The 12,571-nt window shown below is 30.7% G+C and carries 13 protein-coding genes and 1 tRNA gene; 3 read left to right on the top strand and 11 right to left on the bottom strand.

The genetic code is table 11. From position 1 onward, the window contains the following. Window positions 1-347: 347 nt before the first annotated feature. From JHL18_RS00710 to JHL18_RS00730, 5 genes are all read right to left on the bottom strand, one after another. On the bottom strand, window positions 348-542 hold the full coding sequence (locus tag JHL18_RS00710) for a hypothetical protein (RefSeq protein WP_200265717.1): 195 nt from the start codon (window positions 540-542) through the stop codon (window positions 348-350). A gap of 20 nt (window positions 543-562) precedes the next feature. Further along, window positions 563-835: a hypothetical protein gene (locus tag JHL18_RS00715; RefSeq protein ID WP_200265718.1), complete on the bottom strand. Its 273-nt coding sequence runs from the start codon at window positions 833-835 to the stop codon at window positions 563-565. A 3-nt stretch (window positions 836-838) separates the two neighbouring features. Further along, the gene (locus JHL18_RS00720; RefSeq protein WP_200265719.1) at window positions 839-1,786 is read right to left on the bottom strand and encodes a tyrosine-type recombinase/integrase; all 948 of its coding nucleotides are present in this window, start codon (window positions 1,784-1,786) and stop codon (window positions 839-841) included. Between the two features lie 90 nt (window positions 1,787-1,876). Further along, complete coding sequence (locus JHL18_RS00725) at window positions 1,877-2,878, bottom strand: GGGtGRT protein (RefSeq protein ID WP_200265720.1); 1,002 nt, start codon at window positions 2,876-2,878, stop codon at window positions 1,877-1,879. Window positions 2,879-2,904: 26 nt separating this feature from the next. Beyond that, window positions 2,905-3,597 carry an iron-sulfur cluster assembly scaffold protein gene (locus tag JHL18_RS00730; protein WP_200265721.1) on the bottom strand — a complete coding sequence of 231 codons (693 nt, stop codon included), beginning with the start codon at window positions 3,595-3,597 and terminating at the stop codon, window positions 2,905-2,907. A 470-nt stretch (window positions 3,598-4,067) separates the two neighbouring features. Here JHL18_RS00730 and JHL18_RS00735 point away from each other — a divergent pair. Beyond that, window positions 4,068-4,149 (top strand) — tRNA-Leu (locus JHL18_RS00735). 85 nt (window positions 4,150-4,234) lie between these two features. Here the strand turns inward: JHL18_RS00735 and JHL18_RS00740 are convergent. The 4 genes from JHL18_RS00740 to JHL18_RS00755 all read right to left on the bottom strand — a co-directional run bounded on the left by JHL18_RS00740 (window position 4,235) and on the right by JHL18_RS00755 (window position 9,595). Next, the gene (locus JHL18_RS00740; protein ID WP_200265722.1) at window positions 4,235-6,022 is read right to left on the bottom strand and encodes a GGDEF domain-containing protein; all 1,788 of its coding nucleotides are present in this window, start codon (window positions 6,020-6,022) and stop codon (window positions 4,235-4,237) included. A 248-nt stretch (window positions 6,023-6,270) separates the two neighbouring features. Continuing rightward, window positions 6,271-6,642, bottom strand: coding sequence for a hypothetical protein (locus JHL18_RS00745; protein WP_200265723.1), 372 nt, complete (start codon window positions 6,640-6,642; stop codon window positions 6,271-6,273). A gap of 164 nt (window positions 6,643-6,806) precedes the next feature. Then, window positions 6,807-8,057, bottom strand: a complete 1,251-nt coding sequence (locus tag JHL18_RS00750) for a DUF445 domain-containing protein (RefSeq protein WP_200265724.1) — start codon at window positions 8,055-8,057, stop codon at window positions 6,807-6,809. Window positions 8,058-8,557: 500 nt separating this feature from the next. Further along, window positions 8,558-9,595 (bottom strand): pyruvate kinase, encoded by a 1,038-nt coding sequence (locus JHL18_RS00755; protein WP_200265725.1) that lies wholly within the window; start codon window positions 9,593-9,595, stop codon window positions 8,558-8,560. A 119-nt stretch (window positions 9,596-9,714) separates the two neighbouring features. Between JHL18_RS00755 and JHL18_RS00760 the strand changes: the two genes are divergently transcribed. After that, a complete protein-coding gene (locus JHL18_RS00760; RefSeq protein ID WP_200265726.1) occupies window positions 9,715-10,164 on the top strand; it encodes a hypothetical protein in 450 nt (149 codons plus the stop codon). A gap of 205 nt (window positions 10,165-10,369) precedes the next feature. Here the strand turns inward: JHL18_RS00760 and JHL18_RS00765 are convergent, their stop codons facing one another. Beyond that, window positions 10,370-10,822 carry a hypothetical protein gene (locus JHL18_RS00765; protein ID WP_200265727.1) on the bottom strand — a complete coding sequence of 151 codons (453 nt, stop codon included), beginning with the start codon at window positions 10,820-10,822 and terminating at the stop codon, window positions 10,370-10,372. Window positions 10,823-11,063: 241 nt separating this feature from the next. On the opposite strand from JHL18_RS00765, the gene JHL18_RS00770 reads away from it, so the two are divergent. After that, a complete protein-coding gene (locus JHL18_RS00770; protein ID WP_200265728.1) occupies window positions 11,064-11,528 on the top strand; it encodes a DUF4883 family protein in 465 nt (154 codons plus the stop codon). Between the two features lie 214 nt (window positions 11,529-11,742). Here the strand turns inward: JHL18_RS00770 and folK are convergent, their stop codons facing one another. Then, window positions 11,743-12,567: a 2-amino-4-hydroxy-6-hydroxymethyldihydropteridine diphosphokinase gene (folK, locus tag JHL18_RS00775; protein WP_200265729.1), complete on the bottom strand. Its 825-nt coding sequence runs from the start codon at window positions 12,565-12,567 to the stop codon at window positions 11,743-11,745. Between the last annotated feature and the right edge of the window lie 4 nt (window positions 12,568-12,571).

The following is a 12,571-nucleotide window of genomic DNA, read 5'->3' on the forward strand; positions in this document are numbered from 1 at the left end:
AACTATAAGTAATTGTCGGTAGTTATTATAAGAAGATGTCGTACAGCCTGTTGTTTTATAATAATACGAATAATCCATAACACTTGGAAGTATTGATTTTACTTGGTTCTATACATATTAGCAACTTTACCAACCGACAATCTCTTATAATTAGCCGACATTATCTTATAATAGAATTATCACAGGATTATACAATTCACTATCAAAAAGTATGTCATTCACTATCAATTTGTATACCATAGCAATTTTCTCTGTATATTTTGATGATAATTTCTGAGGTTGTATACAATCGTGATAAATAAACTGTATAATCTCATGATAATTTTGAAATTTTGTATTGACTTAATTTATAAACTATTTAGCTTGTTTTTAATATTAGTCAAAATTCTTAGCTGTTTATTTACTTCCCATAGAATGAGATTAATTCTTTCTGTTTTGGGACTCATATTATTAAAATGTTCGTACTGATCAACCATCTTGTATAGCTCTATACTTACTATTGATTGTAGCTTTTCTAATTCTTCTTGATTAAAAATTTCCATGTTATCCTCCTATTTTTTCATTAACGTTCATGCCCTATAAAGCCCATTTCCTCATTGAAGCTATTTTTCACCTTATAGCACCATTCAAATCTGGTAGCCACATTTGTCTTGTCTTCAATTATTTCAATTTTACTCAAGGTAGTTTCAACCTGACCACCTTCAAACTCAATGTTGATTTTGTTATCTTCTGTGGTTATTTCTTTAACTTTTGATTTAATAAAGAGTCCAAATTTGTTGTAGTAGAAATATCCGGTTCTTAGTTTTTCTTCTAAATTCTCAATATTGCTGACCATTTCTTATCTCCCCCTCGATATTTTTATATACCCATTATTAAATTGCTCTAATATATCAAAACCCTTCATTTCTTGTTTTAAGTCTGACACTAAAATATTTATATAATTTTGAGTAATAAGCAAACTACTATGTCCTAATAATTTTTGGATAAATACAGGGTTCATATTCGCTAATACAAGCCTCTTAACTGCACTATGTCTATATCTATGAATACCAGTAGTAGTAACCCCTCTTTCCCTGTTATACCTTATTAAACTACCATTTATCGTTTTCTTATTTAGCTGATTTCCGTACACATTACAAAACAAGTAGTCATTTTCATCTTTGTATTGTCTTACTTTTAAATACTCTTTTAAAATCTTTATGATAGTTTTATTCAGTGGAACTATAAGAGGCTTTCTATTCTTAGTAGTATTCACATACACAACCTCGTTTTCAAAGTCTAAATCTCTTATTCTAATGTTTATAAAACTATTTAATCTTAGAGCTGTACTCATCAAAAAATTAATTAATGTCCAGTCTCTATAAGTTACAAAACTACAATTCTTCAAATCAGGCTTCTTTAATAATATTTTCAGTTCTGCATCCGTATAAGTTTCTATAGCTTTTTTATCAACCTGAGGTAGCTTGATTTTAAACTCTTTCATATACTCCATTCGCATAAAATAATAAAGAATTGTCTTCAAATCTCTAGTATAAGTAAATAAAGTTTGTGAACTGATATCCAATTTATCTTTGCAATCTCTTACAAAGTTATCTACCGTACTTTGTTTAATATCTTTTATTAGCATTTGTTCATCTAGAAATCTAGTTATACTTTTGTAGCTTTCTTGATAATGGTTTATAGTTGCAGGGCGCAAATTTCTTGCTTTACAACTATCAATAAATTCTTCGAATCCATCCTTAAAAGTTTTGTCATTCTCCCTTTGAATTTTTAATTTTCTTACCATATACACCACCTATTTCTGCGAACGTAAAAAAAGACACGTTCTACTAGTTTATTACTAATAAAACGTGTCTCGTTATTTCATTTAAAATGATTACTTAGTTAAAGCTTCTTCAATAGCAACTGCTACTGCAACTGTTGCTCCAACCATTGGGTTGTTACCCATTCCGATAAGACCCATCATTTCAACGTGAGCTGGAACTGATGATGATCCTGCGAATTGTGCATCTGAGTGCATTCTTCCCATAGTATCTGTCATACCGTATGAAGCTGGACCTGCTGCCATGTTGTCTGGGTGAAGAGTTCTTCCAGTACCACCACCTGATGCAACTGAGAAGTATTTCTTTCCTAGATCAATCATTTCTTTCTTGTATGTTCCAGCAACTGGATGTTGGAATCTTGTAGGGTTAGTTGAGTTACCAGTTATTGATACGTCAACGCCTTCTTTGTGCATTATAGCAACACCTTCTCTAACGTCATCTGCTCCGTAGCATCTAACCTTAGCTCTTGGTCCCTTTGAGTAAGCAACTTCTTTAACTATTGCTAATTCACCAGTGTAGTAGTCAAATTTAGTTTGAACATATGTGAATCCATTGATTCTTGATATTATTTGAGCTGCATCTTTTCCAAGACCGTTAAGTATAACTCTTAATGGTTCTTTTCTTACTTTGTTAGCTTTTTCAGCTATCTTTATAGCACCTTCTGCAGCAGCGAATGATTCATGTCCTGCAAGGAATGCAAAACATTTAGTTTCTTCGCTTAAAAGCATTGATCCTAGGTTACCATGTCCTATACCAACTTTTCTGTCGTCAGCAACTGATCCTGGGATACAGAATGCTTGTAGACCTTCACCGATTGCTTTTGAAGCATCAGCAGCTTTTGTGCAGTTTGATTTGATCGCTATAGCAGCACCTAATACATATGCCCATCCAGCGTTTTCAAATGCTATTGGTTGAGTTTCTCTTACTATTGTATATGGATCGAATCCTAAATCAACACAAAGTTGTCTAGCTTCTTCCAATGATTTTATACCGTACTTTTCTAATACAGGTGTTATCTGTCCTATTCTTCTTTCATAACTTTCAAATAATGCCATTTCTTTATCCTCCTTCATCCACTTAATTATGCATGTCTTGGGTCAATTACTTTAGCAGCTTCATCGAATCTTCCGTATTGTCCTGTTGCACCTTCTAAAGCTTCTTGAGCATCTTTACCCTTAGCTATAGCTTCCATCATTTTTCCAAGGTTAACAAATTTGTATCCGATTATTTCTCCAGCTTCATCTAAAGCTACATTAGTAACATAACCTTCAGCCATTTCAAGGTATCTTGGACCCTTAGCTAATGTTCCGTACATAGTACCAACTTGGCTTCTAAGTCCTTTTCCTAGGTCTTCAAGACCTGCACCTATTGGAAGTCCGCCTTCTGAGAAAGCACTTTGTGATCTTCCATAAACTATTTGAAGGAATAATTCTCTCATAGCTGTATTTATAGCATCACAAACTAAATCTGTGTTTAATGCTTCTAATATAGTCTTTCCAGGTAATATTTCAGATGCCATAGCAGCTGAGTGAGTCATACCTGAACATCCTATTGTTTCAACTAAAGCTTCTTGGATTATACCATCCTTAACATTTAAAGTTAATTTACAAGCTCCTTGTTGAGGTGCACACCAGCCTACTCCGTGAGTTAATGCTGATATATCAGTAACTTCTTTTGCTTGTACCCATCTTCCTTCTACAGGAATTGGAGCTGCTCCATGATTAGGGCCTTTTGCAACTACACACATTTCTTCAACTTCTTTTGAATACATCATTTTGTTTTCTCCTCCTTAATATTAATAAAGATTTTCAAACGCTTGTTGTAGCCTGTATCTAGATAAACGTATGGATTTTAAGACATTATTTTAAAATTAATCTAACTCTTTGACTCAGAAATTAAATTAACTCTTAGTAATACTTAACACCATAGCTCGTCCACATATAAAAAATAATTAATAAGCTACTTCAAAATTTAAGCCTCATTTAATGGTCTTTTCAAACTGGGCATCAATACAAAAGACCTAGGCGTTTCACCAGCGGGTTAAAATCAATCCCACTGGGATAAATTTTGCTACCCACATATATTCTAGCAAAAGTCCTCCTCAGTAACAATATATTTCTAAAAATTTTTCCACAAATTTCGATTATTAGTGTCTTTCGACTAAGTAAACTAAGTATTTACAACCATGTACAAAAAAAAGTATTGCATTCTACTATCTTTTATGATAATATAATCATGTTGCTTGCCGATGTGGCGGAATGGCAGACGCACTCGACTCAAAATCGAGCGGGAAACCATGAGGGTTCGAATCCCTCCATCGGCACCAAAAAATCACACTTATGTAAGTGTGATTTTTTTGTTATTATAACAAAACATTATAATTATCAGCCGATTTATTCAAAACAGTATTATCAGTCAACTTCGTTTATTAGATAACAGCTACCATGAATCTTTTTCGCTTCTTTCTTAATGGCAGCAACATACAGCGCAACATCTTCAGGATTAGAATAGCTATGAAATTCACCATATACACCTGCGATTGAAAGAGATGTAATCGGAAGTTTTTCTTTATTACCTTTCCTATCTACAGCTTCAATATATTTATTGTTCCTATCTTTTTCATTAAAAAAATTTAATATACCTTGATTAAATTGTTCTATGACTTTGCTACATAAACTCTTACATTCTTCAATTGGGTTCTCCAATATACTAACAAAATCATCTCCTCCTATATGTCCCACAAATCCGTTATAAGGAAAAAGCGACTTTATTTCAGAACTTATTAGTTGAGCTGTATATTTGATAATTCTATCTCCATTTTCAAATCCATATGTATCGTTGTAAACTTTAAAATTATCCAAGTCAAAATAAAGTATACAATATGTACGCTCAGTCTTAAGAATATTGTTTATAGTATTTTGAATTACCATATTACCAGGAAGCTCTGTCAGCGGATTAAGTTGTCTAGCATAATTGCATTCTAACATCGTATTATAATTAAGTAAGTTCTTTATAGAAACAACTCCGCAATATTTATCATTATTAGTTACAATAATGTAATCATAGATATTTTTTGTTTTTCTAGACATAGCCATTCTTGACACTTCATTAACAGGTGTATGATAATCTACTATTAGTGGATTTTCGTCCATCACTAAAGATATCGGTCGTTTTGTAAAGACTGCTACACCAAATTGGGTAGCCAGCGCAGAGTCCAAGGTATGTCTCATTATAAGTCCAACAGGTTTTTCACTTTCTACAATACACGCTCCTGCAATATCGTTAAAATCAAAATACTCTTTAATCTCTTTACACTGAGTGGTAGCACTAAAGGTTCTATCATTTACTACAATTTCACCAATATTATTAGAAGTATAATTATTATACATATTTTCTTTTAATTTATTAAATCTCATAATTAATTCTTTTACCGACCCAGGAATATCTAAAAATGCGCCTGCAGGTCTACTAATAAAGTATCCTTGCCCTGCATATACTCCTAAACTTATTAGAGTCTTTAATTCCTCTTCTGTTTCTATCCCTTCAGCTATGAGTTTCATATTAGTGGACTCTGATAGTTTTACAAAACACTCTAATAAAGATTGCTTAAAAGAATCTTTATTTATATCTCTTATTAAATCCATATCGATTTTAACATAATGAGGCTTTGTTTCATTCAACATCTTGAGACCTGAATAACCTGAACCTGTATCGTCAATTGCAATTTTATATCCTTGATCAACATAATTATCAAGTGCTTGCCTAAACCCCTTATAATCTTCTATACATGTCTTCTCGGTTATTTCGAACACTATGCAATCAGGGGATATATTATGCTCTGCTAGAAACTCCTTTGTAAACCCTCTTTTAAACTTTTCATCCTTAAAAATATGAGGATCTACATTTATAAAAAGATATTTATCCTTTTCGAGGTTTGTCGCTCTTTCTATAGCCTTTATTCTGCACAGTTGCTCCAATTCCCAGGTTTTATTGTAATTTTGAGCAGACTTAAATAGTTTATCAGGATTTTGTAGTGGCGAGCTTATAGGTCCCCTACTCAAAGCTTCATAACCTATAATTGTAGCATCTAAAAGTGAAACGATAGGTTGATAAACTGTAGAAATATTTTTACTATCAAGTATACTTTCCAATTCAACTACCTCACTGTAATTTGAAATATCAACTAATCCATTTATCATTATTTAATCTCCTCTTATGTTTAATAACTAATCTAATATAGAAAACCGTATGCATTTAGTTAAAATATATCACAGGATTATTAATACTATTGCTGCTTAAGTTAACTCTATGTAAAACATATTTGATTTTTTTATTAGAATTACTGTATATACATTAGACTTTTCATATTTAGAGGATATTTCTATCTACTTTAACCCCCAAAAAACAAGCTATCCAAAATAAATTTATTTTGGATAGCTTTATAACCTTATATATCTTTCAACAAATCTTTCAAAGCCCCAATGAACTTACCTTCATAATAAGTTTCCAACTTGTGGTCTTTTATCTTCACTCTTGTTCTTGGATCAACTCCGTTTTCTATACAGTGAGCTGCAAATATACTTATCTGCTTCTTACCAACAGTGTGAGGATCAAGCGCAGGCTCACCCTCTAAAGTATAAAATCCTTCGCCATCTAGCTTTACAAACCTCAGTGCACTATCATAATCAACTTGATTTTTATCTTTTGAAGACATTATAAAAGTATGATGAAAATCATTTTTTACAGCTGTTATATAATCATAACTTTCTACATAGCCATCTTTCAATACAACTCCAATAATTGGCAAATTATTAGTCATTGTAGCTCCCCTTTCATTAGTAACTCAATTTTTAATTGCAGACTATATTTACCTAATCATATGTTATTATATCTTTTATCGGTAGTATCCTGTAATTCTTTATACTAACCTACATTCAAGAATACTGTTGAAATTAATTTTAACACAGTTCTTTAACAACAGATTTACCTAACTATCAATTTGATGCCACCTAATATTAATCCAATTAAAAATCCACAAACTGCTCCATTTATTCTTATCCATTGTAGATCTCCGCCCACCTTGTCTTCAATCAAATCAATAAGGGTTTTGGTGTCAAGTTTTTCTATATTTTCTTTAACTAGAACACCTATCTTCTCATGATTTTCATTGATATACTGTGATATTTGCGAACGTATATATTGATCAATCTTTTCCACAAGTTCATCTTCTTTTGACACATCATAAATTAGCTTATCTAAAACTGGCAATATTTTTTCTTCTACTATTATTTCATCATTTATAAAATCCGAAATTTGAGCTTCTAAGCTTTCTAGTATTTTTAAAGAAAAATCACTTATTTTATCGTTACTACTTATATCTTTTTTATATTCATTTAACTTTTCTATAACGCTATTATCTTCACTAATTTTTATAATATTATCACGAATCGAATTCATCACCATTATTCTACTTGGGTTATCTTTATCTTTTAACTCTTTCAACATTATAAGTATGAACTCTTGAACCTTACTACCAATTTTATCTTCACCAATAATACCAGTAACTGTGTTTAGAGTAAATTGAAGCATACCCTTTTTAGGAATTTTCTTTGCTGTATTAACAGAGGTAATTGCAATTTCTTTTTTCACATCTTCTCTCTTAATTACTTCTTCCACATTATCAATTAAAACATCAAAAATCTTATCATCATAATTGTTTATTAAAACTTCATCAATTAGCTCTTCTAACACCTTTTTTGTATCTACGGAATTTATGTATTGGCTTATTATGGTGTTAAAATATATTGCCATTTCCTCTATTGATATAGAATTCTTTATCCTATTACCGATATCGATTACTGCTAATTTCACTTGACTTGAATACACATGATTCCTACATATCTCTAATACCTTTTTTGTAAAACTGATTTTTTTAATTCTATTGATTACACTTTCTTTATTTAACAAATCATTTTCAACTATTGAAACCAACGAAGTAGTTATTCTTTCTCTATTTTTGGGTAAAAGAGCTGTATGTGGGATTGGTATTCCCATAGGATGGCGGAAAAGTGCTGATACTGCAAACCAATCTGCCAAGCCTCCAACTAGTCCTGCTTCAAAACCATTTTGCAACAATATAATTATTGAACTATTGCTTGAAAATAGTGTAATTATAAAACCTATAAGCATAATCCCCAATGATACTAAAGCCTTTTCACCTGTTCTTACCTTCATTTTTATCCTTTCTAAAGAGTTCCTATGTCGAAACTTAATTTATACTTGTTTTAAAATCCCGGCTTCTGGGGATTTTCAGGCATGTATAAATTAATAGTTGAGCTAGGAACTCTAAAACCGTCAATATAATTTTTTTTGCATCCTTGCCTTTCTGAAAATACGTAAAGAAACTCTTGAATTCGATAATTCATTATAATTTTATTTTTAACTACAGAGCAAGTTATCATTCAATTGCTTATATTATACTACTGCCCTACATAAGAGAAAAGTCGCTGAAGCTAGCTTTTTGAGTCTGTTCGCATAATTATCCACAGATCTCATTGAATTATAATTTCTTAAAAAATAAAAAAAACCAAAATGAGTTAATACTCTTCATATTGGTTTCTCTTACATCATATTTAGACTTCTATGCAATTTTAATAAATAAATATAATTAATTTTATTAATATAAATTAGGTTATAAAGCCATCAATCTATAAACTGAGTTGCAGAATACTTACTTAACTTTTTTTGAATATTTTTGTATAAAAATCTATTGCTTTTTTCAAGACTATAACTGCATTCACAGGATTTCTCCCTACTGAGGTTTCACCTGTAAGCATGAACCCACTTACTCCTCCACCTATGCAATAGAATATATCATTCATTTCATTCACTGTTGGTTTATAATTTTCTTTTAGTGAATCTAGTACATGAGTTGCAATTATAACATCTTTATTACTGTTCTTCATAGCTCTTATAAAATTATGTTGGTATAGTGCCATCTTATATATATTGGTTTCTGGAAGCAAGTCACCTCTTCCAAGTACTACACCATCTACCTTTTCTGAGATAGCTTTTATATTGTTTATAGCTTTTTCAGTTTCAATCTTTGCCCATAACTTAGGTTCATAACTCTTTTCCATATTCGCTTTACTTATAGCACTTTTGAATTTTATTACATCCTTATCATCGTAAACATATGAATATAGTATGGTATCAACTTTATTCTCAATGCAAAATTCAATATCTTTCAAATCCTTGTCGCTAATATCCCTAGTTTGTCTATTGAGTCCTGGAAGATTACATCCCTTTTCCGCTCTAACCACACCACCATAAACAGCTCTGCACTGTAGCATTGAATCTTTTTTAACCATAACGGTATACTCCATACTTCCATCTTTCATATATATAGTTTTCATTGGAGATTCTAATAAATCTTGTTCTTTTATAGTTAGAGGAATCAACACTTCTTTTCGACCACTCCAAGTCTTAAGTATTTCTTCGTATCTATCTTCTGAACAAAAATATACTATTTCACCTTTTGCAGTTTTTCTTACTTCTCTAAAACATCGTCCTACTCTTATTTTATGTCCTTGTATATCCCCAATAATAGTTATTGTTTTAAAATTATCTTTTATGTACCTAATGATATCCTTAACATTTTCGTAATCGCAATGCGAAAAGTTGATTCTTATTCCATTTGCCCCTTCCTCAATCAATCTTTTTATATCTTGTTGAGTTTTGGCTTTAGGTCCCACCGTTGCAATAGTAAGCATATTACCCCTTCTAGATTAAATTAATTCAATCTATAATATTAAAAAAAAGATATATTTATGTCTAATATCAAGTAACAATTTATTATTAATTAACATATTATATCTAGAGGGTGATGCCTATGTTCAAGAAAATAAAGAAGTTGAAGAAGCTTTGGGAGACTCAATGTCTTGCAATGAGATTCTTAACAATTCTAGGATTCATAGCTTTTATTCACACATGCATCACAATATTTATAAATGGTGGTTTTTCTTCGTCTTCAAACGAGACCATAAGATCAGTGATGTCGTCTATATTCGGGTATATATTTGGTGATCAGATCATACCAAATAATAATCTTAGAAATAAAAAGTTTCAAGTTTTAATTGCTGGATTTATGTCACTGCTATCTTTGGCTGTTATTATGTTGTCTTATTGGACAAGCATAGATGAAACCAACTCTACTATCGGAGAAATAAGAAATATTCTATTTTCTACTGTAGGGTTTTTAATCAGTAGAGTTAAGCTTGGGAATGCTTCAGATGAGAGTGATAAGCATAAAGATGAAAAGGATAAGTATAAATATGATTAATCCACGCAATAAAAACTTTACTGGTATATTGTCACTATAACTTTAAGACTTAATAAGTTTTTTAACTTTTTGTATAACTTTAGCTCAGATTCCTTTAGTTTAAATTTAAGTAGTAATTTATAGATGTCCTTACTAATTATTTATTTTTTGACAATTATAAAATAAACTTAACCAATCCTATAAGTAATCTGAGCTATTTTTCACCTTAAAAATTTTCACTAAGTATGTTAATTAGCCCATCAGCTAGTTTTTCTTCAAATTCTTTAGCACCTATATCTATAGCATGTGATTTAATTCTAATGATTACTGAGGGTGCTTTTATTTTTTTACATAGATATAAACTTGACCCATCCTTAACATTGACTTCATCGAAACCAATAGCTTTCATTTTATCTCTAAATTGTAATAATAAATTAAATATCCGTTCACTTTTGCTCACATATATATCCACTAAATCAAATTCTGCTTGTTGTTTTTCAACATTTATATACAAATCTACTCTAGTTTGATTTGCTAATAAAGCTTTTCTAAATAGAACTTCTCCAAATGATTTGTTATTATCTGCTTGAAAATTGACAACTGAGTGTCCATTTTTTATCAGCCTCCCATTCACATATGAAGAAATAATTTTGTTTTCTATATCAAGCCCATACTTCAATATGTTTTCCTCCTTATCTAGTACTATGTAGGAGAGTTAACTATAGATAAACCCCTTCTATCCTCAGGCTCATAATAATACTTTCAATGAATCTACGAAGCTTTATTTCAATCAATTATAATATGAAGTATTTTATCTAAAAAATTTGTATCTATATATATTATTCAAATTTCAGTAAAATGTTCTATCGAACTAGCTAATTACATATTATTTAAAGTAATAATATGTTTATGGAGGTATCATGAAAAAACTTCTTTCCTTAACTCTTATTTTAATAATTTCATTAACCTTTATAGGATGTTCTGATTCTCAGTACATAAACTTAAAAAAGAAGCCATCCAGCCATTACTATACAGAGGAATTGTACAAGCTCATAAGTAATAATAAGTTTGAAATCTCTGCCCTTGATACAGATGTTTACAAAGAATTGCCCGCAAAAGAAGAAGATGACAAAGTCCTAATAGATTTTATTAAATCCTTAAAGAATGATAATTTTATAAAAAAACCAGCTAATCTTCCTGAAAAGCCAAAGTACAAGCTATTTATAAAGATATCAGATGATAAGTATGTTGTTAATGTATATAATGAAAATGTAGTTTCTATTTTCCCTTGGGATGGTGTTTTTGAGGAAGATTATCTTAGTATGGATAATATTCCATTGGCTTATAGATTAGACTCTTTCTGCAAATATGTTTTTAACAAGTAACCTAATACTAATTCAAGGCGCTTTTGAAGAACTGCATGAAATTAAGTGGTTATACAGCTGATGCTTTACTTTATAACCACTTAATTTAAACAATACTCTTAAACATAATCTCTTTCAAAAAAATAAGTGTATCCAAAAGTTCAGACTTTTGGATACACTGTCATTTATAGACCTATAGTTTTGTTTAAGATCTTGAACTAAAAATAGAACCTTCTTATTTCAAATTGCTAAGCAAATGCTCTTTTATCTCATATATTCTTTTTCTAAGTATTGGATGAAATTCATAAGGAGCAATTTCTGCTAAAGGTTCTATTACAAATAACCTTTCATGCATTCTTGGATGTGGAATTACTATGTGCTCATCTGATGAGATCACATCATCATAAATTAGCACATCTAAATCTATGGTTCTAGGTCCCCATTTTATAATTCTTTCCCTCTTTAATTCACTTTCTACTTGCAGTAGATAATCAATTAGTTCTCTTGGTGAGAGAATAGTTGATATCTCAGCTGCACCATTTAGGAATTTCTCTTGATTTTCATATCCCCAAGGTTCTGTTGTAATAAAATTTGATACTTTATTTACTTTAGTGTGTCCAGATTTACTTATAATTTCTAAAGCAGTCAATAGATTATAGTTTTTATCGCCTTTATTAGAACCTAATGCTATAAACGCCCTGTTCCATTTTCTATATATTTCAATAGCTGCATAGTCTAGGTGTTTGCCTATAGGTGCCCATGGTTTCTTTATTGTAACTTTAACAGCTTCTAATATCTTATATTCTTTCAATATAAATTCTGCAGTTTTTTCCGCGGCAGTTTCTATTAAATCATAACTTTCCTTTTGAAATTCTTTTTCAAGCTTATGACACAGTTCTCCATAGTGTACTGATTTAGTTAAATCTCCTGTAGTTGCAGCTTCTCTTGAACTTAAGAAAAGTTCCAGTGATATTATAAATTTTTGGCCTAATGATTTTTCTTCACCAAACACACCATGATTCGCAAACAACTCCAGATTTTCTATATAAAGTTTATCCAACCTA

The organism is Clostridium yunnanense (assembly GCF_016595795.1).
Taxonomy (GTDB): Bacteria; Bacillota; Clostridia; order Clostridiales; family Clostridiaceae; genus Clostridium_AR; species Clostridium_AR yunnanense.

What these genes read in the sequence shown, in the direction of transcription:
- JHL18_RS00755 (WP_200265725.1), bottom strand. Translation starts at nt 9,595, where the DNA reads ATGCTTACTATTGCAACGGTGGGACCTAAAGCCAAAACTCAACAAGAT.
- JHL18_RS00750 (WP_200265724.1), bottom strand. Translation starts at nt 8,057, where the DNA reads ATGAAGGTAAGAACAGGTGAAAAGGCTTTAGTATCATTGGGGATTATG.
- JHL18_RS00745 (WP_200265723.1), bottom strand. Translation starts at nt 6,642, where the DNA reads ATGACTAATAATTTGCCAATTATTGGAGTTGTATTGAAAGATGGCTAT.
- JHL18_RS00715 (WP_200265718.1), bottom strand. Translation starts at nt 835, where the DNA reads ATGGTCAGCAATATTGAGAATTTAGAAGAAAAACTAAGAACCGGATAT.
- JHL18_RS00760 (WP_200265726.1), top strand. Translation starts at nt 9,715, where the DNA reads ATGTTCAAGAAAATAAAGAAGTTGAAGAAGCTTTGGGAGACTCAATGT.
- JHL18_RS00770 (WP_200265728.1), top strand. Translation starts at nt 11,064, where the DNA reads ATGAAAAAACTTCTTTCCTTAACTCTTATTTTAATAATTTCATTAACC.
- JHL18_RS00725 (WP_200265720.1), bottom strand. Translation starts at nt 2,878, where the DNA reads ATGGCATTATTTGAAAGTTATGAAAGAAGAATAGGACAGATAACACCT.
- JHL18_RS00720 (WP_200265719.1), bottom strand. Translation starts at nt 1,786, where the DNA reads ATGGTAAGAAAATTAAAAATTCAAAGGGAGAATGACAAAACTTTTAAG.
- JHL18_RS00740 (WP_200265722.1), bottom strand. Translation starts at nt 6,022, where the DNA reads ATGATAAATGGATTAGTTGATATTTCAAATTACAGTGAGGTAGTTGAA.
- JHL18_RS00710 (WP_200265717.1), bottom strand. Translation starts at nt 542, where the DNA reads ATGGAAATTTTTAATCAAGAAGAATTAGAAAAGCTACAATCAATAGTA.
- JHL18_RS00730 (WP_200265721.1), bottom strand. Translation starts at nt 3,597, where the DNA reads ATGATGTATTCAAAAGAAGTTGAAGAAATGTGTGTAGTTGCAAAAGGC.